Source organism: Jilunia laotingensis, from assembly GCF_014385165.1.
GTDB classification, from domain to species: domain Bacteria; phylum Bacteroidota; class Bacteroidia; order Bacteroidales; family Bacteroidaceae; genus Bacteroides; species Bacteroides laotingensis.
The window spans coordinates 655,302-678,115 of sequence record NZ_JACRTF010000001.1 but is presented as its reverse complement, the minus strand read 5'-3'; the positions used below and the strand labels follow the sequence as shown (position 1 = coordinate 678,115).

General features: G+C 38.9%; 16 protein-coding genes and 2 pseudogenes. 9 read left to right on the top strand and 9 right to left on the bottom strand.

Translation table 11 applies throughout. From position 1 onward, the window contains the following. The first annotated feature begins 55 nt into the window (after positions 1 to 55). From thrA to thrC, 3 genes are read left to right on the top strand one after another with little or no spacing between them, the layout of a single operon-like run. Complete coding sequence (thrA, locus tag H8744_RS02750; protein WP_262433387.1) at positions 56 to 2,491, top strand: bifunctional aspartate kinase/homoserine dehydrogenase I; 2,436 nt, start codon at positions 56 to 58, stop codon at positions 2,489 to 2,491. Between the two features lie 15 nt (positions 2,492 to 2,506). After that, positions 2,507 to 3,748: a cofactor-independent phosphoglycerate mutase gene (locus H8744_RS02745; RefSeq protein WP_262433386.1), complete on the top strand. Its 1,242-nt coding sequence runs from the start codon at positions 2,507 to 2,509 to the stop codon at positions 3,746 to 3,748. 12 nt (positions 3,749 to 3,760) lie between these two features. Further along, positions 3,761 to 5,062 (top strand): threonine synthase, encoded by a 1,302-nt coding sequence (thrC, locus tag H8744_RS02740; RefSeq protein WP_262433385.1) that lies wholly within the window; start codon positions 3,761 to 3,763, stop codon positions 5,060 to 5,062. 367 nt (positions 5,063 to 5,429) lie between these two features. On the opposite strand, the gene H8744_RS02735 is transcribed toward thrC, so the two are convergent. Genes H8744_RS02735 through H8744_RS02725 form a run of 3 tightly spaced genes read right to left on the bottom strand, consistent with a single transcriptional unit; the run spans position 5,430 to position 8,895 of the window. After that, a complete protein-coding gene (locus H8744_RS02735; RefSeq protein ID WP_305067426.1) occupies positions 5,430 to 6,041 on the bottom strand; it encodes a thiamine diphosphokinase in 612 nt (203 codons plus the stop codon). 36 nt (positions 6,042 to 6,077) lie between these two features. Next, positions 6,078 to 6,647, bottom strand: a complete 570-nt coding sequence (gene pnuC / locus H8744_RS02730) for a nicotinamide riboside transporter PnuC (RefSeq protein ID WP_262433383.1) — start codon at positions 6,645 to 6,647, stop codon at positions 6,078 to 6,080. Between the two features lies 1 nt (position 6,648). Next, positions 6,649 to 8,895, bottom strand: coding sequence for a TonB-dependent receptor (locus H8744_RS02725; protein WP_262433382.1), 2,247 nt, complete (start codon positions 8,893 to 8,895; stop codon positions 6,649 to 6,651). Positions 8,896 to 9,207: 312 nt separating this feature from the next. Between H8744_RS02725 and H8744_RS02720 the strand changes: the two genes are divergently transcribed. Then, positions 9,208 to 10,107 (top strand): mechanosensitive ion channel family protein, encoded by a 900-nt coding sequence (locus tag H8744_RS02720; RefSeq protein ID WP_262433381.1) that lies wholly within the window; start codon positions 9,208 to 9,210, stop codon positions 10,105 to 10,107. Positions 10,108 to 10,180: 73 nt separating this feature from the next. On the opposite strand, the gene H8744_RS02715 is transcribed toward H8744_RS02720, so the two are convergent. Next, positions 10,181 to 10,420, bottom strand: a complete 240-nt coding sequence (locus H8744_RS02715) for a hypothetical protein (RefSeq protein WP_262433380.1) — start codon at positions 10,418 to 10,420, stop codon at positions 10,181 to 10,183. Between the two features lie 347 nt (positions 10,421 to 10,767). Here H8744_RS02715 and H8744_RS02710 point away from each other — a divergent pair, with 347 nt between their 5' ends. Continuing rightward, on the top strand, positions 10,768 to 11,475 hold the full coding sequence (locus H8744_RS02710) for a TIGR02757 family protein (RefSeq protein ID WP_305067425.1): 708 nt from the start codon (positions 10,768 to 10,770) through the stop codon (positions 11,473 to 11,475). Between the two features lie 15 nt (positions 11,476 to 11,490). On the opposite strand, the gene ung is transcribed toward H8744_RS02710, so the two are convergent. The 3 genes from ung to H8744_RS02695 form a co-directional block, all read right to left on the bottom strand. Beyond that, the gene (ung, locus tag H8744_RS02705; protein WP_262433378.1) at positions 11,491 to 12,153 is read right to left on the bottom strand and encodes a uracil-DNA glycosylase; all 663 of its coding nucleotides are present in this window, start codon (positions 12,151 to 12,153) and stop codon (positions 11,491 to 11,493) included. Between the two features lie 190 nt (positions 12,154 to 12,343). Then, on the bottom strand, positions 12,344 to 13,975 hold the full coding sequence (locus H8744_RS02700; RefSeq protein ID WP_262433377.1) for an ATP-dependent nuclease: 1,632 nt from the start codon (positions 13,973 to 13,975) through the stop codon (positions 12,344 to 12,346). A 7-nt stretch (positions 13,976 to 13,982) separates the two neighbouring features. Further along, positions 13,983 to 15,071: a PDDEXK nuclease domain-containing protein gene (locus H8744_RS02695; protein ID WP_262433376.1), complete on the bottom strand. Its 1,089-nt coding sequence runs from the start codon at positions 15,069 to 15,071 to the stop codon at positions 13,983 to 13,985. 251 nt (positions 15,072 to 15,322) lie between these two features. On the opposite strand from H8744_RS02695, the gene H8744_RS02690 reads away from it, so the two are divergent. Beyond that, on the top strand, positions 15,323 to 16,519 hold the full coding sequence (locus tag H8744_RS02690; RefSeq protein ID WP_262433375.1) for an aminotransferase-like domain-containing protein: 1,197 nt from the start codon (positions 15,323 to 15,325) through the stop codon (positions 16,517 to 16,519). Here H8744_RS02690 and H8744_RS02685 read toward each other — a convergent pair. After that, a pseudogene (locus H8744_RS02685) lies at positions 16,511 to 17,872 on the bottom strand (aminotransferase-like domain-containing protein). The gene H8744_RS02690 and the pseudogene H8744_RS02685 sit on opposite strands and share 9 nt — an antisense overlap. 206 nt (positions 17,873 to 18,078) lie before the next feature. Here H8744_RS02685 and H8744_RS02680 point away from each other — a divergent pair. After that, positions 18,079 to 18,928, top strand: a pseudogene (locus H8744_RS02680) (RteC domain-containing protein). A gap of 496 nt (positions 18,929 to 19,424) precedes the next feature. Further along, positions 19,425 to 20,852, top strand: coding sequence for a DUF8370 family protein (locus H8744_RS02675; protein WP_262433373.1), 1,428 nt, complete (start codon positions 19,425 to 19,427; stop codon positions 20,850 to 20,852). Positions 20,853 to 20,903: 51 nt separating this feature from the next. Here the strand turns inward: H8744_RS02675 and H8744_RS02670 are convergent, their stop codons facing one another. Further along, positions 20,904 to 22,112 (bottom strand): site-specific integrase, encoded by a 1,209-nt coding sequence (locus H8744_RS02670; protein WP_262433372.1) that lies wholly within the window; start codon positions 22,110 to 22,112, stop codon positions 20,904 to 20,906. A 429-nt stretch (positions 22,113 to 22,541) separates the two neighbouring features. On the opposite strand from H8744_RS02670, the gene H8744_RS02665 reads away from it, so the two are divergent. Next, positions 22,542 to 22,727, top strand: a complete 186-nt coding sequence (locus H8744_RS02665) for a hypothetical protein (RefSeq protein ID WP_262433371.1) — start codon at positions 22,542 to 22,544, stop codon at positions 22,725 to 22,727. Positions 22,728 to 22,814 lie beyond the last annotated feature (87 nt).

The window sequence follows — 22,814 nt, the reverse complement described above, 5'->3', positions numbered from 1 at the left end:
AGTTGTCAATTTACCTTGCCTCGCAAACGGGGCAAGAATCAATAAAAGTATCTGCATGAAAGTAATGAAATTCGGCGGGACGTCCGTAGGTTCCGTGAACAGCATTTTAAGCGTAAAGAGAATAGTAGAGTCGGCTGGTGAACCGGTCATAGTGGTAGTTTCCGCTTTAGGCGGTATTACCGATAAACTGATTAATACCTCTAAAATGGCGGCTGCCGGTAATTCGGCTTATGAAGGGGAGTTTCGCGAGATAGTATACCGTCACGTGGAAATGGTCAAGGAAATCTTTCCGGCAGGAGAGGAACAGACCGCTTTACAACGCCAGGTAGGGGAACTGCTCAATGAACTGAAAGATATTTTTCAGGGAATATATCTGATTAAAGATCTTTCTCCCAAAACATCCGATACCATTGTAAGTTATGGAGAACGTCTTTCTTCTATCATCGTTGCCCAGTTGATAAAAGATGCCTGCTGGTTTGACTCACGTACTTTTATTAAAACAGAGAAGAAACATTCCAAACATACTTTGGACACGGAATTGACGCATCGGTTGGTGAAAGAAACTTTCCGGTCGCTTCCGAAGGTTTCGTTGGTTCCGGGATTTATCTCTTCGGACAAAGTGACGGGGGATGTAACAAATCTCAGCAGAGGTGGTTCGGATTACACCGCCGCAGTTATCGCTGCCGCCCTTAATGCCGACAGCTTGGAGATATGGACGGATGTGGATGGCTTTATGACAGCCGATCCCCGTGTCATTTCCACAGCGTATACAATCAACGAACTGAGTTATGTGGAGGCAACAGAGCTTTGTAACTTTGGAGCAAAAGTGGTATACCCGCCTACTATCTATCCGGTATGCCATAAAAACATACCTATTATAATAAAGAATACATTCAATCCCGAAGGAGCCGGAACTGTGATCAGGCAGGAGGTGTCCGATCCGCAAACGAAAGCGATCAAAGGTATTTCTTCTATTAACGACACCAGTTTGATAACGGTACAAGGTCTTGGTATGGTGGGCGTTATCGGTGTGAACTACCGTATCTTTAAAGCTTTGGCAAAGAATGGAATCAGCGTGTTCCTGGTGTCTCAGGCATCTTCCGAGAACAGTACTTCTATCGGTGTGCGTAACGCGGATGCCGATCTCGCATGCGGAGTATTGAACGAGGAGTTCATGAAAGAGATCGAGATGGGTGAGATATCACCGATACAGGCGGAAAAGAACCTTGCTACAGTGGCTATTGTGGGCGAAAATATGAAGCATACACCGGGCATTGCCGGAAAATTGTTCGGTACATTGGGGCGCAATGGTATCAATGTGATTGCTTGCGCTCAGGGAGCTTCGGAAACAAATATCTCGTTTGTAGTCGATTGTAATTCTTTGCGTAAATCTTTGAATGTGATCCATGACTCTTTCTTCTTATCGGAATATCAGGTATTGAATCTTTTTATTTGCGGTATAGGTACGGTAGGAGGAAGTCTGATAGAGCAGATACGTTGCCAGCAGGAGAAGTTGAAGTTAGAGAACGGATTGAAATTGAATGTTGTAGGGATTGCCGATGCTTCGAAAGCTTTGTTCTGTCGTGAAGGAATCAATCTCACCGATTACAGGCAGGAGCTTTCAGAGAAGGGAATCGAGTCTACACTCGAATCGTTGCGGGATGAAATTATCGGCATGAATATTTTCAATTCCGTCTTTGTCGATTGTACGGCAAGTCCGGGAGTGGCTTCGCTCTACAAAGACTTGTTGCAACACAATGTTTCCGTAGTTGCCGCCAATAAGATAGCTGCATCGTCCGAATACGAAAACTATCGTGAACTGAAACAGATTGCCCGTCAGCGTGGTGTGAAGTATCTGTTCGAAACGAATGTGGGAGCCGGGCTTCCGATTATCAACACCATCAATGACTTGATTCATAGTGGTGACAAGATTTTGAAAATAGAAGCGGTGCTGAGTGGTACACTGAACTATATATTCAATAAAATCAGTGCGGACATTCCCTTTAGCCGGACGATAAAGATGGCACAGGAAGAACGCTATTCCGAACCTGATCCGCGCATCGACTTGAGCGGTAAGGATGTGATCCGTAAACTGGTCATTCTGGCTCGTGAAGCAGGATATAGACTGGAACAGGAAGACGTGGAGAAGAATCTTTTTGTACCGGATGATTTCTTCAAGGGTTCATTGGAAGAATTCTGGAAACGTGTGCCGGGTCTTGATGCCGACTTTGAAGCACGCCGTCGGATATTGGAGAAAGAGAACAAGCATTGGCGTTTCGTTGCTAAACTGGAAAATGGTAAGGCTTCCGTAGGTTTGCAGGAAGTAGGGGCCAATCATCCTTTCTACGGTTTGGAAGGAAGTAATAACATCATTTTGTTGACTACCGAACGTTACCGGGAGTATCCGATGATGATACAAGGTTACGGTGCCGGTGCCGGAGTGACGGCTGCCGGAGTATTTGCGGATATCATGAGCATAGCGAATGTTTAATCAATATGAGTGAAAATGAAACATATCATCATATTAGGTGACGGTATGGCCGACTGGCCTGTAAAGTCACTGGGAGGTAAGACGCTCCTGCAATATGCAAAAACGCCTTATATGGATAAGCTTGCTCGAATGGGACGTAACGGAAGGCTGCTGACGGTTGCTGATGGTTTTCATCCGGGTAGCGAAGTGGCTAACATGTCGGTATTGGGTTATAATCTGCCGAAAGTATATGAAGGCCGTGGGCCGCTTGAGGCAGCCAGTATCGGAGTGGACTTGCAACCGGGGGAGATGGCGATGCGCTGCAATCTCATCTGTTTGGATGGGGAGAATATCAAAAATCATTCTGCCGGTCACATTACCACCGAAGAAGCGGATGTATTGGTGAAGTACTTACAGGAAAACCTGGGTAGCGACAGGGTGCGTTTTCATACAGGTGTGCAATATCGCCATTTATTGGTTATCAAAGGAGGAAATAAGCAAATCGATTGCACACCTCCTCATGACGTCCCTTTGAAGCCGTTCCGACCTTTGATGGTGAGGCCGCAAGTTCCGGAAGCAGAAGAGACAGCGGAATTAATTAACGAGCTGATCTTGAAATCTCAGGAACTCTTGCGAGATCATCCGTTGAATTTAAAGCGTATCGCCGAAGGTAAAGATCCTGCCAATAGTATTTGGCCGTGGAGTCCCGGTTACCGACCCAAGATGGAGACTCTTTCGGAAACTTTCCCGCAAGTGAGAAAAGGAGCGGTCATTTCAGCGGTCGATTTGATAAATGGAATCGGTGTCTATGCTGGTCTGCGGTGTATTGCCGTAGAAGGGGCTACCGGGCTTTATGATACGAATTATGAGAATAAAGTGGCTGCCGCTTTGGAAGCTTTGCAAACCGATGATTTTGTTTATCTGCATATCGAAGCCAGTGACGAGGCAGGCCACGAAGGAGACATCGATCTTAAATTGCTCACGATAGAGAACTTGGATAACCGTGCAGTCAGACCCATCTATGAAGCCGTGAAGGATTGGGAGGAGTCTGTAGCGATTGCCGTTCTGCCCGATCATCCTACACCTTGCGAACTCAGGACTCACACCAATGAACCTGTTCCTTTTCTGATCTGGTATCCCGGCATTGAACCCGATGAGGTGCAGACCTATGATGAAGTCGCTGCTTGCCGTGGAGCATATGGTTTGATGAAAGAAGATGAATTTATCCGGGAGTTTATGACCGTTTCCGGAACGGAAAATATCCATACCAATAAGTAAAAACAATAGATTATGAAATATTATAGTACGAACCGTCAAGCACCTGTCGCTACTCTTGAGGAAGCTGTAGTGAAAGGGCTTGCTGCCGATAAGGGACTTTTCATGCCCGAAGCAATCAAATCTTTGCCGCAGGAGTTTTATGGTAGCATCGAACAATTATCTTTTCAGGAAATTGCCTATCACGTGGCAGATGCTTTCTTCGGAGAGGATGTTCCTGCAGAAACATTGAAACAGATTGTATATGATACATTAAGTTTCGACGTTCCGTTGGTACGTGTTAAGGATGCTATTTATTCGTTGGAACTGTTTCATGGTCCTACGCTTGCTTTCAAAGATGTTGGTGGTCGTTTTATGGCACGTTTGCTTGGACATTTCATCCGTAAAGAAGGTAAAAAACAGGTAAATGTGCTTGTTGCCACTTCTGGCGATACCGGAAGTGCCGTGGCCAATGGTTTTCTTGGTGTAGAAGGTATTCATGTATACGTACTCTACCCTAAAGGCAAGGTGAGTGAGATTCAGGAAAAACAATTCACCACTTTAGGCAGGAATATTACAGCTTTGGAAGTAGACGGAACATTTGACGATTGCCAAGCACTTGTCAAATCGGCATTTATGGACAAGGAACTTAATGAACATCTGCAACTCACCAGTGCCAATTCCATTAATGTAGCCCGTTTTTTGCCACAAGCTTTCTATTATTTCTATGCTTATGCGCAGTTGAAGAAGATAGGTAAGGCTGAAAACGCTGTTTTTTGTGTACCTAGCGGAAACTTTGGTAATATTACGGCAGGATTGTTTGGTAAAAAGATGGGGCTGCCGGTTAAACGCTTCATTGCTGCTAATAATAAAAACGATATCTTCTATCAGTATCTTCTGACCGGACTGTATAATCCTCGTCCTTCGGTAGCTACTATTGCCAATGCTATGGACGTGGGAGATCCGAGTAATTTTGCCCGTGTACTTGATTTGTACGATGCATCTCATGCCGCTATCTCTTCCGATATTAGTGGAACCACCTATACCGATGAGCAGATTCGCGAAACAGTGAAGAAAACCTATCAGGAAACCCGTTATTTGCTCGATCCTCACGGTGCTTGTGGGTATCGTGCCCTTGAAGAAAACTTACAACCGGGAGAAATCGGGGTCTTTCTTGAAACAGCGCATCCAGCTAAGTTTCTGGATACAGTAGAAAGTATTATCGGTGAGGAAGTTGAAATACCTGTTAAGTTACAGGCATTTATGAAAGGAGAAAAGAAGAGTCTTCCTATGACAAAAGAATTTGCTGATTTCAAGCAATATCTGCTTTCGCTATAATTTCTCTATAAAGAGTTTACTAAACAGTTCGATTCTTTTCACTTATGGCTTGGAGATCGATCGGCTGTTGCCTAGTGGTGTGCAATAAAAAGAGATAACAATTGATAACCAGAATCTCTTATTATTGTACACCTTTTTTTACTTGTCAATCAAAGGCTTATATATCTTCATGAACAATCAAAATATTACTCGTAATAGGTGTTAAAGATCATCGTGACAGGTATTAATGATCATCGCGATAGTGGTTAAAGGTTATCGCGGTGATCATTAATAGTCATTGTGACAAACATAAAGACTCATCAAATGAGATATGAATGCCTATCTCGATAGATATCTTTACCCTATAATATAAAATTTCAATCATTCATTATCGGAAGTTCTGAAATACCAAATAGTTTCCTGATGCCTTAATATGGAATTCTGTTCCTGTAGCTTCATTCAATGTGCCTTGCCACCAATTGCTGAAATCGCTTAGGGGATACACAAGGCCATCTGCTTGCAAGCCTTTCGCGCCAAAATTGAAAATAGATATCTGTTGACCGGGATAAGATGTGAATGTTTGAGAATTGTGAGTAGGAATGAATACACCATAATCTGTGATCATCCTTACTTCTAATTCTTCTTGCAGATAATCTATTAATAAACTGATATTTCCAAGTGTGTGGTCTTCCCGCTTTCCGGTTCCTCCGACGATAGCAATTCGGTGTTTTCCTTGTGCTTGTAAAAAGCGGATCGCTTTGGTCTGGTCGTTCGATTCCTGATCTTTGATAGGGTGGAAGATATCTGCGAATTTCTTTTTGTTTTCTGCAGAAAGCGAATCTCCGTCACCTATTATGGCATCGGGAGTATGTCCACGATGAATGTATTCATTGGCTGCCCCGTCACAACAGACTACATAAGGAGCTTGTTGCAATAGGTCTAAGGGGTAGGGATGTGAAGGATAATCTCCATTGCCCAGAATAACAGCTTCTATCTCCATCTCTATCATATATCTTACTACTTTATATTTGACGATTTATTTTCCCTGTTCCATCATTCGTTTCCACTTCAGGTAGCCAAAGATAGCAATTATAGAGTAAAGTCCGTAAAGTCCCGAAGTAAAATATAATTCTTTGTAAATATAAAGACCGCAGCAAACAACATCCACAAGTATCCATGCCCACCATTGCTCTACATATTTGCGAGCGAGCATCCACATGCCGACAATGCTCAAAGCTGTGGTGAATGAATCGAGCCAGGGTACGTTGCTATCTGTAAATTCAATTAATATCCAGGCAATACCCAACAGTGTGACGAGAAATACGACTGACAATGAAAACAGGTATTTTAATGGAAGGTGTGTGATGGGAAGTCCGGCTGCATACTGCTTTTTATGCCCCGATTTCCATACAATCCATCCGTAGACGGCTGCAACAAGATAGTAAATATTAATACCAAAATCGGCATATAGCCCTGCTTTGTAATATACAAAAATGTAGATGGCAGGCATTATGATTCCTGCTATCCAGAGGTATATGCTTGCCTTGTATTCAAGCCATAAATAAATCAGGCCAATGAATGTACCGAGGATTTCGAGATAGTTCATGTCAGAAGCGAATGGTTATATGGGCTAATACATTGGTCCCCGCCATCGGATAAAATCGGGGATCGAACACAAGCACAGGTTTTTGTGTCTTATCGTTTCCTTCGTAAGTGGCAATGGTTTGCGAGTATCCGTTTGTTTCGTATTTTGTATTGAAGAGATTATAAACGGTGGCTCCAAGGGTGATTTGCTTGATTGAAGGCAATTTGAAACTATATGCCATGCTGAGATGATTGACAAAATAAGAATCCAGTGAATTTTCCTTTATTCCGAAATTGTCAAGGTACTGGCTACTGACATATTGTGACTGGAACGATGCTTCGAAACCTTTATAATTGAATCCGATAATGCTATTTCCCATGAATGACGGTGAGAAGGAAATAGGTGTGTCACCTGCTTCTATCTTGATCTGTCCTTCGTAATCATAATCGCTGACATAACCTACGTAGTTTTTGATCCGGTTTTTGCTCCATGTGCCATTGATGTCCCAGCGTAGCCAGTCGGTGATGCGTGCGCTGATGGAGATCTCTGCTCCCATACGATAGCTATCCTTTACATTTTCAGCCATCGCTTCACCGATGTCGTTGACTTTACCGTTTAATATCAATTGGTCGGTGTAATCCATATAGTAAAGATTGATTCCGGCTGTGAACCAGTTGTTACGGAAGGTATATCCCAGTTCATAGTCCAGCATCTTTTCAGGCCGTGGAACCTCATTGAAAAGTCCGTCCGTATAATTGTTGCGTGTCGGCTCTTTTTGGGCCACGGCAAAAGATGCATACGCGCTATGGTTCGTATTGATTTGCCAGAATAGACCTGCCTTGGGATTGAAAAAACTGAAATTTTCATTTACTTTCAATTTTTGCAGATGTCCCGGATCAGCTGTCCAATCCCATTTGTCATTGTCTCCATTGATCTTATATTTAATGTAACGATATTGCAGGTCTGCGTATGCATGGAGACCTCCGGTAATCTGGTAATTGGCTTTTGCATAGATGTTTCCATCTGTTTTTTCGGCTTTATTGCGGTAATACTCATGGTCGGGATTCAGATCGGAAGTGTAGTTCTTCACCCAGATTACTTTTCCATAATGATCATTGCCGTATTGGTTGATACCACCCCCTAAAGAGGCATTTAGCCATTCGCTTTTATAATTTACGGAGAATATGCCTCCGCCAAAACCGCTATCCACTAATTTTTGGCGTACTAAATCAGTTTTCTTCTGAGGTTCCGTTTCTCCGGGAAGATAAAAGGGTTGCAGGCCATATTCTTTCAGCGTCCGCATATTTTTATATTCCTGGTAATATCCGAAACCATCTGTATAATGCAATGCTACATTCATATCCCATGTGGTAGAAAAGATATGATTGAATATCAGTTGGTAGTGTGTCTGGCGGTAGTTATCCGTTTGGTCGTCATAGAATCCCGTAATGGTATTTCCATGTTTGATCGCTCCGTTCGGATTGAAAGTCCGGTCTGTTTTTAGTTGCTCGCGGCTGATACCGTCCCAGGCATGATAGGTCTTTTCTTTTCCACCGAAAGTTATGAATTTCACTGTGGTAGATTCACCATAATAGCCTCCTTGGACGAAATATGATTTTAAATCCGAAGTAGCCCGGTCACGATAACCGTCACTTTGTATGTTTGAGAGTCGCGCATCAAAAGCCCAATGATTGCCTAATAGTCCCGAACCGGCACGTACAGTCTCTTTATGGGTGTTGAAAGAACCATAGGAACCCGATACTTCAGCGTAAGGTTTTGACGGGATGCCGGCCGTGCGTAAATTAATGCTGCCACCGAAAGCACCGGCTCCGTTGGTTGATGTGCCGGCTCCGCGCTGTATCTGCATATCTTCCAATGAAGAAGCGAGGTCCGGGGTATTCACCCAAAAAATCGAATGACTTTCGGCATCGTTCATCGGTATCCCGTTGGCGGTAATGTTAATGCGGGTTGCGTCCGTTCCACGCACGCGGATACTTGTGTAACCCACACCTGCTCCGGCATCAGAAGTGGTAAGAACGGATGGGGTAGAAGTCAGCAGAAAAGGAAGGTCAAGACCGAAGTTTTGTTTTTTGATCTCTTCTTTGGAAATGTTACTGTAAGCTACCGGGGTTTTGGAGGAGGCACGGGTAGATACTACCTCCACTTCTTGTAAGTTGACAATTCTCAAACTATCTCTGGCATCGTTTTGTCCAAAGACGGATACGCTCGCTATCGTTGTCAGGATAGCTGCTAAAACATTTCTTTTCATTTTGCTACTATATTCATTCTCTACGCCGGCATTACCCGGTTCAGGTTCAATGGGTATGTTCTCAGCCCGTCATGTTAAGGCACCCCTTTCTTGTGAAATCGCCCGCAAAAATAGTTGTTTTGGATGAAGAAAGCAAAGAACCGGATAACTATCTATGACTTTACCGGTGGAAGGAGTATTATATGCCTTGCTTAAGATAGGGGGGGCTTTTTATTTGTCGTGAAAACCTTTTATTATAACTTGAAACGCAGTATCTTTGTCACTTGATCTTACAAACCATAAAATTTATATTCATATTCAAATTACATTGTTATGATATTATTACAAGTTACACAGGCGGTTGCTGATTCTTTACAAGTAGCTGCCGACAATCTTGATCAAGCTATTGCTAATGCAGACGGCCTTGATAAATTAGCTCTTATAACTCAACAACTGATTGATGCCGGTGTCCGTGCCGGAGGAAGTATTTTAAAAGCGTTACTTGTCTTTATCGTAGGACGTTTTTTAGTCTCGATGCTTAATAAATTGGCAGCCAAGATGATGGATAAACGTCATTTGGATGTGAGTATCAAAACTTTTGTTAAGAGTCTCGTAAATATTCTTTTGACCATTCTTTTGATCATTTCTGTGGTAGGTGCTTTGGGGGTTGAAACGACTTCTTTTGCTGCTTTGTTGGCTTCTGCCGGTGTGGCAATAGGTATGGCACTCTCCGGGAATCTTCAAAACTTTGCAGGTGGGTTAGTAATTCTCTTGTTTAAACCTTATAAAGTAGGTGATTGGATTGAATGTCAGAACTTTTCCGGTACTGTAAGGGAAATTCAGATATTTCATACCATTCTGACAACTGCTGATAACAAGCTGGTATATGTACCGAATGGTTCGTTGAGTAGTGGGGTCGTTACAAATTACAATACACAGGAAACGCGTCGCGTTGAGTGGGTAATTGGTGTGGATTATGGTGAAAATTATGATAAGGTTGAGAAGGTTATAAGGGAAGTCGTTGCAGCTGATGGAAGAATTCTGAATTCTCCGGAACCTTTTATAGCTTTAAGTGCATTGGATGCCAGTAGTGTAAATATTGTCATACGTGTATGGGTGAAAACCAGTGATTATTGGGGTGTTTACTTTGATATGAATAAAACGATTTATGCTACCTTCAATGAGAAGGGAATTGGTTTCCCGTTCCCGCAACTTACTGTTCATCAAGCATAATTCTCAATATGAAAATGCCCGTAACTCAAAGTGTAGGTTACGGGCATGTTTATACTATCATTCCTGTTTTAATTTAGCAAACTCCAAACTCTTCTTCTATTTCTTCGGCATTATCAGTTATATTTAATAAGTGATTAATCTTCTTTCGCTTTTCCAAGTCTGTAAAATAACTCTCTACCACCTTATATAAATCAAAACAAGATGTTGACCCTGCTGCCATGTCGAGTGACTCTACCATTTTTTCTACAGCCTGATGTATTTTAGCCTTATCAATCAGGTGTAATTCATTACTATGAATTAGATATTTTTCCATAACCGCAATGTTTTAATGTTATATAGATATAACATATAGAGGTAGATAAAGTTCAGCTTGCCTATAGTATATGTTCTCTGATAAAAAATGTATTTTATATCACGTAAAAGTACGTATTCTCAGGTTATAAAAGAACGTATTTAATGCGTTGTTAAAATACTCTTTTTACAAAGGGCGAAAAGTTGTAGCCATAATAATAAGATATCGTGTATAATGGATTGCTGTTTAATGTTTATACTTGATACCATCGGATATTCTAAAAATAAGGAGAAAAGGAATAGGAACTGATCCGGTGTTTCTATTAATTCGGTATCTTTGCATTTAAAATGAAAGACGAATTTTCACAAATGACCGAAGAAGCTAAATTGCAACTCTTGGAATGGGCAAGAGAGTATCATTGTGCAGACTTCATACAGGGTGATCCGGTTCAGTTTCCACATCGATATACACAGAAGCAAGATATTGAGATTAGTGGGCTGCTTACTGCTATTATGAGTTTTGGAAACCGCAAGCAGATTTTGAAAAAGGCCGATGAGCTGCATTGTTTAATGGGAAATTCACCTCATCAATATGTATTGTCCCGTCAATGGATGGAGGAGTTTCAGCCAACGGACAGAAGTAGCTTTTACCGTATGCTTTCTCATGCAGACTTTTATGCTTATTTTGCTCGGTTGCATGCTGCCTATGTTCAGTATGATAGTTTGGAAGACGCTTTGTTAGTCTACCTCGGTACTCCTATGGAGAGGTTGTGTGCATTTCTGGAAGTTTCAGCTAAAAGTCCGCAAAAGAAGTTGAATATGTTTCTGCGTTGGATGGTACGGAGAGAGTCGGAAGTGGATTTCGGTATTTGGAAGAATTTCGACTGTCGTGATTTGGTCATTCCTTTGGATACCCATGTTTGTCGGGTAGCCTATTTGTTAGGACTTACAGATATGGAAACATTCTCTTTGAAGAATGCACGAAAAATAACGTCCGCTTTGGCGGAAATATTTCCGGACGACCCTTGTCTGGGAGATTTTGCATTGTTCGGTAGTGGGGTAAACGGAGTGTTGTAGGATCTTTGTCATTATTTACCAGTCGATTTCCTCGATACCTTTACTCCGCAAATAATCGTTGGCTTTGCTGAAATGTTTGCATCCGAAGAAACCGTGTTCTGCGGAACGGGGTGAAGGATGAACGGTTGTCAATATAAGGTGTTTACTACTGTCAATCAAAGTGACCTTTTCTTTGGCATAAGCTCCCCAAAGCATGAATACCAGATTTTCTCGTTCATCGCTCAATTTCTTGATGACTGCATCTGTAAAAGTTTCCCACCCCATATTTCGATGCGAGCCGGTTTCGTGGGCACGTACCGTGAGAACAGAGTTCATGGAGAATACTCCTTGAGCTACCCATCGGTCTAAATTACCGGAAGTAGGGATCGGTTTACCCAAATCCTGATTTATTTCTCTGAATATATTGGCCAATGAACCAGGTATGGCTATCCCATCCGGTACGGAAAAACATATGCCGTAATATTGTCCGGGATTGGGGTAAGGGTCTTGTCCTATGATAACAACTTTTACTTTTTCAAAAGGGCATGAATTGAAAACATGGAAGATAAGGTGCCCAGGCGGCAGTACATTGGCGTGTCCGTATTCACTTTTCACAAATGATACTAACTTCTCAAAGTAAGGTTTATCGAATTCTTCTTGCAGACGTTGTCGCCAACTCTCTTCTATCTTGACATTCATAAGGTATTGATATTACATCTAAGTACGGTGCCACAAAAGTACAAATAATTTTGTTGAATGCATATGTGTTTTGTGGCTAAAAATATGTTGTAAAAAAGAAGGGGTTGTATCAAAATTTGAAGTGAACCCTAAAAGTTGGACAAAAAACTTTTAGGGTTCACTTCAAATTTTGACACAACCTCCTGAAAAACTATACCTTATCCTCAATAAATTGCGGATCGTGAATAATGCCATTTTTATAAATAATATCCTTTAACCATTCTAAACAAGGAACTTTCGTATTTACATCTTTGATCGTTTGAGCAAAATTATAAGCGGTTAATGGTTTGCCATCATCTGATTTTACCGTTATTCCGTGTGCGTCTTCAAAATTATGAATATGTACATACCGTTTCGATAAATTATTGCTTGCTTGTACATTTTCCCATATCTTGGTATTAATTGTCCACGCAGCTTTTTTTTCTTTATCATCAGAATCGTGTATAATATAATGTTCTATATGAAAAGCTGTGAGAATTTCCTGAAAAAAAGGTATGTTCATTTTTGAACCAGTATTAAGAACGAATATTTCCTCGTCAGGAAAAAAACGAGTCAATAGATCTCGGTATACTATCGTTTCAGTATCTCCTTCAACTAATAAAACTTTGTCTGCATAAAATGCTTCGCAGATATGAGGATTAAATCTGTTTACCATTTGCACCCATTTCTTTGCTTCTTCATCTCTTCCAAATAGTGTTTCCCCAACTTGATATGTTTGTGTTTCTTCATCTGTATTTTTGATCACCCTAATAAGCGACGAATGTGGTTGTGAAATGTCTATCATCAGTGGAGAATGAGTAGCACAAAGAATTTGATATGGGCTATTTTTTGATAACTCATATAGACTTTGTCGTAATTTAAATGCAATTTTAGGGTGTAAAAAAAGTTCTGGTTCTTCAAATAAGATAATGTATTGTTTCTTATTTCCTTCGTTTTCTCTTTTTAAAAATGTGAGAAAATTGAATAGAGCTTGCCGTATGACCCCATGTCCATTTTGAAGAAAAGTTTCTTTTCTTTCTGTTCCAGCTCTTTCTACTGAAATAGAATGGTTTTTCTTGAACGCATCTTCGAGTTTTATATTTTCTTCTTTTGAAGGTTGAATTTTTAGAGTAAGTTCCGCAAAAACTTCTTGAAAATGTTTATTGAGTTCTAAATTCAATTTTTCGACTGCTTCAGAACCAGTAATACGCTCCTGCAATTTTCTTACTCCATCTATTAAATTTTTAAACTCTTCTGGATATTCTGACCTTACTTTTTTGATAAAATCATCTTGAATGAGTTTATTAACTTTTTCTTCCAACGATGCTTGATCTTCCATTGCGTTGATAGCAATTGGAGTTGGGGTATATTTAGTCAATTTTGTGTGTAATCCACCAAATCCATTTTCAATCCAACTTGCATCATGTGGAGAATATGTTTCTTTTGCAAATGTACTATTAGGTTTACTCCATGTTTTTCTAACCTTTACAAAACCATTTTCATCAACCCATTTCTCAATCCAATTAGGTTCTTTCTTCTCTTTGAGGTCAGGATCATCAGAATCTTCTTCATCCAATTCAAATATACCTTCAATAACTATTGGGGTTGAATAATCATAGTTATTAAAATCATCAGTCTTTGCTATTTGTTTCGGGTCAATAAAGAACTCATATGCTCTTAGAAAAGATGATTTTCCAATATTGTTTTGTCCAATTAAGAATATGATATTAGAATTCGTGAAGTCTATAACATTACTTCCTTTCAAACCTCTAAAGTTTGATATGATTAGTTTTATAAGTTTCATGTTTTATTTATATAATTTTGTTAAGTTCTTCTTCAACTTCCTCAATTGTTGGTAATTTGCTTTTCAGATTATCAGGAAGTAGCTCCTTTACATTAAACTCGCTAACTCCAATTGGTGACGAAATATTCTGCAATGCATATTCAACTTCAATCCTATCCTTATCTCGGCAGAGTAACATTCCTATGGTTGGATTATCATATTCTCCTCTTAGGGTGTTGTTGATAAGGTTTTGATAGAAGTTTAGCTGTCCCAAGTGTTCAGGTTTAAAGTTTCCATTTTTAAGCTCTATAACTACGTAAGCTCTCAAAGGTATATGATAGAACAAGAGGTCGCAGAAATACTCCTTGTTGTTCAAGTTCAAACAATATTGCTCCCCTACAAATGCAAACCCTTTGCCTAATTCAAGAAGAAATTGAGTAATGTGAGTTACAAGTTGTTTTTCTATATCTCGTTCTCGTGCTTTTTGAGATACAGACACAAAATTAAACCAATACGGGTCTTTTACTACTTCCTGTGCCATATCCGCTGTTAGGGCTGGTAAGGTCTGCGAGAAGTTTGTTTGTCCTTGTCCGTAATGTTCGTAGAATTGTTGCTTGAACTGATTTTCTAAAATGCTTCTGCTCCAACTGTTAGATAGAGTTTGATGTGCATAGAATAATGCTTCTTCTATATTTTGCGCTTTGCTGATTATCACCTTTTGATGTCCCCAAGGAATATCAAAGATAATCTTATAATTATCAGCTAGTTGTAATTGTCCCTCAACTTGGGGGACAATTGAATTATTGGGTGAAATATGCATTTGCCCTGCATAAAACTCATAGAAATTCTTACTGTAGTATAGGTTCTGACGGGAAAAGCCCTGCATATCAGGAAACTCATTGCGCAAGTCTACTGAAAGCTTGTTTATTACCTTATCACCCCAATTTTGCTCTTTCAGTTTTAGAGAGAGCATTTGTCCTAACCGCCAATAAAAGTGTATCAACTCTGTATTAGCTGTTTTTATCATTCGTATTTTAGTAGAACGAATTTGCTGTTTGATGGCTTTCAGCCACTCTATATATTCACTATCTATTGTACTAATAGGATTATCTTTCATGTACCTTTGTTTTTTGCAAAGGTAAACAATTAAATATAATGATAGTATGTTTTTGAAATACATTCTTTTAGCTTAGTAGTGGTGAAAGTTCATAGAACACTCCTAAAGTATTCCTTTGAATTGAATAGTGTTATGCTAATACTTGGTTCCGAAAATCTGTACCTACTAATATTATGCAATTTGTATCTGTTTCCATTTGCCTTTTATGCTTTACTTTGCAATATTTTAGTTCTCAAATACATTTAATGATTATGAAGTTGAAATTTGCAAATAGAATGTCTTATATAAAGGCTTCGGAAATACGAGAAATACTCAAAGTAACAGAGCAAGAAGATGTTATTTCATTTGCTGGTGGACTACCTGCCCCTGAATTATTTCCAATAGATGAAATTAATCAAATGACCCAAATAATATTGAAGGAAGCAGGAACAAAAGCTCTTCAATATACTACTACTGAGGGGTACTCACCTTTACGTGACTGGATTGCCAAACGAATGAATGAACGTTTAGGAACATCGTTTGATAAAGATAATATTCTTATCACACATGGATCACAGCAAGGATTGGATTTGTCAGGTAAAGTTTTCTTGGATGATGGTGACATCGTATTATGTGAAAGTCCTACTTATTTAGCTGCAATTAGCGCATTTAAGTCATACGGATGTAACTTTTTGGAGATACCTACGGATGAAAAGGGCATGAATATGACTGTATTGGAAGATGTACTGAGTAATACCCCAAAAGTGAAATTAATATATGTAATACCCACTTTCCAGAACCCCACCGGAAAAACATGGAGTTTGGAAAGACGCAAAAAACTTGCGGAACTATCTGCCCGATATGATATTCCTGTTATTGAAGATAACCCCTACGGAGAATTAAGGTTTGAGGGAGAATCTTTGCCCTCTATAAAATCATTTGATAAGGTTGGTAATATCTTGTGTGCTGGTAGTTTTTCTAAGATATTCTGCCCCGGTTTCCGGATTGGTTGGATTGCTGGCGATAAAAATATTATCCGCAAGTATGTTCTAGTTAAACAGGGTACAGATTTACAGTGTAACACGATAGCTCAAATGACTATTGCCGAGTATCTGAAACGATATGATATTGATAAACATATTGGTAAAATCGTAGAAGTTTACAAAAAACGTAGAGATATAGCTATGGAGTGTATAGAACGCTATTTTCCTGACAACATCAGATATACCTATCCACAAGGCGGATTATTTACTTGGATTGAATTACCCGAAGAAATTTCAGCACGTGAGATTCTGAAAAAGTGTATAGAACGAAAAATAGCTTTTGTTCCTGGTGGCTCATTCTACCCTGTCGAACACAAAGAAAATACACTTAGACTGAATTACTCCAATATGCCAGAAGAACGAATAATAAAGGGGCTTCAAATCATAGGAGAAGTTCTACAGGCACGCATCAGCCCATCAGAGTGATTCTTTGATTATATCTCCTAATCGTTTTAAACGTTCTTCAAGGAGTGGAGTCCATCGTTGCCCATAACTTAAGCGCATACAGTTCGTGTATTGTTCTTGTAAGGTAAACATACGTCCGGGGGCTATGCTTATTTTCCGCTGCATAGCCCTGTAATAAAGCTCTGTTGTATCAATTCGCTTGTCTAACTCCACCCAAAGCATAAATCCCCCCTGTGGAGTTACAATTTTTGTGTTTTCTGGGAAATGATCCATAATTGAATGAGCAAAATGAATACTATTTGCACAAAGCTCTCGACGAAGCTTACGCAAATGATTTTCGTATCTGTCATTCTCCATAAAGTTAGCGACGACTTCCTGATTAAGAGTAGGTGTAGAGATTAGATGTATATTTTCCGACGAATAATAGCCTCTTTAAATCTTCCGGGAGCAATCCAACCTACTCGATACCCCGGTGCTAACGTTTTAGATACAGCCCCACACCACAATTCCTTCTTTATCAAATGCTTTACAAGGTTTAGGTCTTGAATTTCCAAAGAATATGTCGCCATACAAATCATCTTCTATTAATGGTATATTATGTTCAGCCAACATATTGACAACCTCTTTTTTGTGTTCATCAGGCATACAACTTCCTAATGGATTATTGAAATTACTTATAAGTAGGCAAGCATTAATTTGTGGCAAAACTCTTTTTAGAGCATCGGGATCAATGCCTGTTTCGGGATTTGTTGGTAGTTCTAAAACACGTAATCCCAAACTATTGGCAAGCTGTAACATTCCAAAATAAACTGGACTTTCGACAGCAATCGTATCTCCTGTCTTGGCAATCACAGATAAAGCTAAAGCAACAGCATTAGTGACTCCTGCTGTAGTTACTATATCTTCTTCTGCCAAATTTCCATTCCAGCTATAAGTGAAGCGAGCTACAGCCTTACGCAAGTGGATGTTTCCCTGTGTTTCATCATACCGAGTACTATTACCCGGAAGTGTTTGTATTGCTCTTATTAGTTCCTTATTGAGTTTTGCTATTGGTAATAAAACATCTTCAGGCATCCCTAAAGAAAACCGGGTAATAGACTTATCTCCAATTTCTAATGAACGATATACTTCAGCAATTAATTCCACGACCTCTTTACTTTCATTTTTCACAGATGGTTGTGTGGTGGCTGGAGCAGATAAGCGTATTGGCTTATAATTGACAATATATCCCGATTTAGGGCGTGATATTATGTAGCCGTCCTTTTCCAATTCATAGTATGCTTGAATTGCCGTATTTAAACTTACCCCATTTTCATTACTTATAGTGCGTAAAGAGGGCAGCTTTTCACCAACTTTCCATACACCCTTTTTTATCTGCCAAGCAATATTTCTTGCTATTTCTTGATATTAAGACTTCCTTTTTCATAACTCACCTAATCTGTACCCTGCAAATATACAAAAACTATATCTGTATCTGCTTTTGATTTAGAGTTACTTTTGCAAACTGATTTTAATACTCTTCTTTGTATTCTAAATAAAAGGAAATAAGCTGTATAATATAAACCTATATAATAGATAAAATGACAGCAAAACAGGTTTCCAATGAACTGATATTGAAAATCAATGCAGAGATAGAAACATCTTGTATAGATAGTGATATATCTTCAAGTAAGGCTCTGTATATGATTGATTTCATCAGACCATTGTTTGAAGAACTAAGAGAGTATATACACAAATATAACTTTCGGGATAACGAGGAAGAGATAGACTTCTTTAAAAATAGCAAACCGTTAATTCTAAGCAAACTAATATACTACAATGATATTTATACGCTTGAATTAAGAAAGCCAAATGGCAATAAAGAGGTAGTTAAGGAGCATTACAAGAAAAAGCAATCCGCAATCGTAGACTTCTGTAATAATAATCTTGACTTCTATCAATATTATCGTTCCAAAGCAATACATTTGGATAAATATTACTTTCTCAGAGGGCATGAGAACTACAAGTTATGCCATAATTGTGGCTTATTGGATAGAGATCCTTTGTTCTCGACCTGTTGTGATCATAGGGTAGCCAAGATGTTGGCTTATGATATGTTGGAAATCTATTTGCATCAGAGATTACAAGATGTAGAGAGAACAGAAGTGATAGAAACCAGCCGAGCTTCTTTGCCTGATAATCCATTTCGATGGACAGGAGCTAAAGTTGCTGCTATTGAATTGGGATATGCTATATATGCTGCCGGAGTTCTAAACAATGGAAATGCTGATATAAAGGAAATAATGACCTATATAGAGGCATCATTCAAAGTAGACTTAGGTGATTTATCGTACTTATCTTACAATCAGGGAGCGTAAAAGAGATAGGACAGCCTTTCTTAATAGTCTCATCGAAAAGCTCCTTCGGAAAATGGACGAAAACGACAATTAACTTGCTTATAAGGTTTTACTAAATTATTTTCTCTTTTCGCAAGTCCCTCATAAACTATATGGACTTTTGAAAAGAGAAAGTTTTTTTATCTGTATGCGAAAGATATAATGCAGTCTGCCAATCCAGCTATTTTGCAATAGTGCTTTCATGGTATCTTGTAATCTTGCCATCTTGAAATCAAGAAAACAAGTTGTCAAGAGATCAAGCCATCAATATTTCAAGAAAGCAATATTGCAATACTTCACTCAAAACTCATCGGTCGGGGAACGCCCAGCGGCAAGGGGCGGGACCACCCGTCCCGACGAGCGAAAAAGATGTTTATTTTAATTTTTCTTTCATTGGAAACACGACTTCGGAGTGCTTTTCTAAAAAGGTTCAGAGCTGCTGGGATAAATCTCAGCAGCTCTGAACACACCTTGCTGTAAATAGCCATGCGATTTTTTGGAAGATATATCTATTATGCATATATTTGAAAATTAACTTTTTAATCTGTTTTATGAGGATAAGTCAAATTTACAATCTTGAGAAGTCACAAGCCGAATTGGATTTTGTGGATATTGATCCAGAGATGGATTTACCGTTATTTCTTGACCCTTTTTTTCTTGGAAAAAAGCAGGATCATTGGTCTATCGAAGCGACTGCAACACTGAGGGATTTTTTTCAATGTTTAATATCTCTTATTCGAGATGGTAGGATTGATGAAGCAAAAGATTTATTTGATTACTTACATGAACCTAATACAACGTGCTTAGGTATGTCTACTGGAAATCCACAAGGACGTGGAGTTGGACATGAAGATACAGATAAGATATTTAGCAACTTGCTGCAAAGTCGAGCAATTCAAACAGGATTAATACAAGACATTGAGGATAATGTACTGTTTGTAGATAATTTCGGAAAAGACAAACTGTCTGATATGACAACTAATATTATAACTTCACATTTAGTAGAATACACTATAAATCAATGTACATTGCATAACATACCTTTAGTTTCTAATATATCTTCGGGATTTTTTTGGGATAGACGCAATAATGAATGGGATGAAGTTCATACAGATGCTTTATTAATAAATGGGAAACGAATTTTATTGGTTCCTAAAGGGGTTGTCTCATTTTGCAAAGCGTATACACCGAATAGATATTATAATCATTTTGTGTTGAATTATTTGCAAAATGAGCATATAAGATTAAGATCTGCGCTAGTCCAAAGAAGACAGAATGGAACTCCATATGTTACCAAAAAGAGTATTAAAGAGAGGAATCCACTATCTAAAGACTTCTTGAGAAGATTTACACATGAACACCCGGAACTGTTAGATAGATTTAAAGAAAATACTAAAATAGAATCATTGTCTAATTGGGAGATAACAGAAATAGATATACGTGGAGTCTCTCAAGCTATAATTCAAAGGTTGCGTCAAATACCTTTTGGTCAGGCAAATGCTTCTGCTTTTCATAATTTAATTATTGGTGCTTTGGAAATGATTTTCTATCCTTATTTAATAAATCCAGTGAAAGAAAGAGAAATCCATGAAGGAAGAAAACGGATTGATATCACTTTTGATAACGCTGCTGATGGTGGAATATTTTATAGATTATCAGAAATTTTTCACCTTCCTTGTCCATATGTTTTTATTGAATGTAAGAATTATACAGGTGATGTAGCGAATCCTGAATTAGATCAACTTGCAGGTCGTTTTTCTTTTAATAGAGGTCGAGTTGGCTTTTTGGTATGTCGGAATATTGAATCTTATGCCCTCTTTGTAAATAGATGTAAGGATACTTATAGAGATGATAGAGGATTGATAGTACCTTTAACAGATGATGATATAATATGTATGTTAGAAAACCTGAATGAGTATAATACAAATTTCATAGATGATTTTTTATCCAATAAAGTAAGAGATATAGTAGTCGGATGAAATTATAGGGGAATGTAGAGTAGGTATATTCAGTCATTCCCCTATATAACTTTAATTGGAATTAAGCTTCTGCGCTAATAGTTCCATATCATTGCTAACCTTTACATCGGTGATCCTCGCATATATTTGAGTGGTTCTGATATTGGTATGACCTAAGATTTTGGAAACAGTTTCGATAGGTACACCATTGCTTATCAGCACCGAAGTCGCACAAGAATGACGTGCGACATGAAAGGTCAGGTTCTTATTTATACCGCAAATGGAAGCAATTTCTTTCAAATAATCGTTTACTTTTTGATTGCTTATAATCGGTAAAATCATCCCGTTTGGCAACTTGTCTTTGTACTTTTCAAGGATAGCTTTCGGAATTTCGAGTAACCGGACATTGGAAGTTACATTCGTTTTGTGTCGTTTGGTCATTATCCACAAATTGCCATCGAATAAGATACGAATATTATCTTTGGTAAGCTCACATACATCAATGTACGAAAGTGCCGTGTAGCAACTGAAAATGAATAAATCCCGTACCTGTTCCAGTCTTTTAGATGCAAATTTCTTATTATAGATGGTGGTTATCTCTTCCATTGTAAGATAATCCCTGTCCGTCTGCTCAAACCTTACCTTATAATTCCCGAAAGGATCAGCAGTAACCAACCCTGTATTCTTGGCAAAGTTCACAACGGTTCTAAAGCGTTGTACAAACTTCATCGCTGTGTTGTGGGTACATTCGTGATGGTTCTTAATATACAGCAGGAAGTTATCAATGAACACCACGTTTATTTCTTTGATAAGCATATCCGAAACTGAATACTTGAACTTCATAAACTCGATAAGACGTTTCTTTGTCAGTTCGTAACGGGAATAAGTTTTATCTGCTGTATTCATCTTTACCTTCTGCAAGTATTGTTCATTGTGCATTTCAAAGAACTCTATTAAGGTTTTACCCCGTTCAATCTTACCTAAAAAGGCGTTTTTTACCCGTTCAGAGGTCACATAACCGTCTTGTTCCAACAAAGCATGATAATGTTGATATACGGTGCTGCGGATGCTATCTAACATGGTGTTGATACTTATTGCTTCGGCGCTTCTCCCTGCTGCCTTTCCTGCGCTGACGCTCCAATTAGCGGGATTTATCTCCATTTGGGTGTTGAACTGCGACACAATTTGATCAATGGTGATACGTGCGATGATTGGTGCATTGCCGTTCTTCTTTGCTGCGTTTCGTTTTACGAAAAATAATAGTTTGAAAGTTGTTCTCATAATCTCATTTTTTAAATTGCAAAATTACTTTGATCGATTGAAAATGAGATATTTGCAGCCCAGACAAATGTGGACAGAGGTTAGTCAATTTTGGACATTCCGTGACCTGTTTTTCAGAAATTTGGATTGGTCACGAATTGGTCATAGAAGTGTGTCTTTTCGTGACCTTTTCGTGTCTTTGGTCACAGACATTATACAAAGAAAAAACTCCTACAATACCTTGATATTGTAGGAGTTGTCTTCTTTAAGTCTTGTTTTGACTTGTCTTTCAGTGATCCGCCTGGGGCTCACCTATATCTTATAAATACCTGATATTCAGTCGTGATTTTCAATTATTCAAATAATCTCCACCGATTTCGCAGTGTGATACTTTCCGCGTTTTGCTCGCCACTCTTTGGCTTTTGGTTGATGCAAAGGTAGTATTATTTTTTGAATAACACGTTGCTGCTACTCGAAAAATATGTGTATAGCATCAGTCTTTTCGATTACGAAAACATTATCCGCTATGAACGTGCCTACTATAGTAATAACCCAGAGGTCATGATGGAACTCAATGACATCGACATCATGTTTTCCGATGTGGAGGTCAGACTGATGCCTGTCACCAAGAAGTAGCTTGATGATAGAAACCAAAAGCAAAAACAGACTGAGTTCCGACAAATGCTTGCACCCAGTCTGTTCATTTGGAATAAAGAATTCAAT

Coding starts and splice junctions, on each gene's coding strand:
- thrA (WP_262433387.1), top strand. CDS start 56: ATGAAAGTAATGAAATTCGGCGGGACGTCCGTAGGTTCCGTGAACAGC.
- H8744_RS02745 (WP_262433386.1), top strand. CDS start 2,507: ATGAAACATATCATCATATTAGGTGACGGTATGGCCGACTGGCCTGTA.
- thrC (WP_262433385.1), top strand. CDS start 3,761: ATGAAATATTATAGTACGAACCGTCAAGCACCTGTCGCTACTCTTGAG.
- H8744_RS02735 (WP_305067426.1), bottom strand. CDS start 6,041: ATGGAGATAGAAGCTGTTATTCTGGGCAATGGAGATTATCCTTCACAT.
- pnuC (WP_262433383.1), bottom strand. CDS start 6,647: ATGAACTATCTCGAAATCCTCGGTACATTCATTGGCCTGATTTATTTA.
- H8744_RS02725 (WP_262433382.1), bottom strand. CDS start 8,895: ATGAAAAGAAATGTTTTAGCAGCTATCCTGACAACGATAGCGAGCGTA.
- H8744_RS02720 (WP_262433381.1), top strand. CDS start 9,208: ATGATATTATTACAAGTTACACAGGCGGTTGCTGATTCTTTACAAGTA.
- H8744_RS02715 (WP_262433380.1), bottom strand. CDS start 10,420: ATGGAAAAATATCTAATTCATAGTAATGAATTACACCTGATTGATAAG.
- H8744_RS02710 (WP_305067425.1), top strand. CDS start 10,768: ATGACCGAAGAAGCTAAATTGCAACTCTTGGAATGGGCAAGAGAGTAT.
- ung (WP_262433378.1), bottom strand. CDS start 12,153: ATGAATGTCAAGATAGAAGAGAGTTGGCGACAACGTCTGCAAGAAGAA.
- H8744_RS02700 (WP_262433377.1), bottom strand. CDS start 13,975: ATGAAACTTATAAAACTAATCATATCAAACTTTAGAGGTTTGAAAGGA.
- H8744_RS02695 (WP_262433376.1), bottom strand. CDS start 15,071: ATGAAAGATAATCCTATTAGTACAATAGATAGTGAATATATAGAGTGG.
- H8744_RS02690 (WP_262433375.1), top strand. CDS start 15,323: ATGAAGTTGAAATTTGCAAATAGAATGTCTTATATAAAGGCTTCGGAA.
- H8744_RS02675 (WP_262433373.1), top strand. CDS start 19,425: ATGAGGATAAGTCAAATTTACAATCTTGAGAAGTCACAAGCCGAATTG.
- H8744_RS02670 (WP_262433372.1), bottom strand. CDS start 22,112: ATGAGAACAACTTTCAAACTATTATTTTTCGTAAAACGAAACGCAGCA.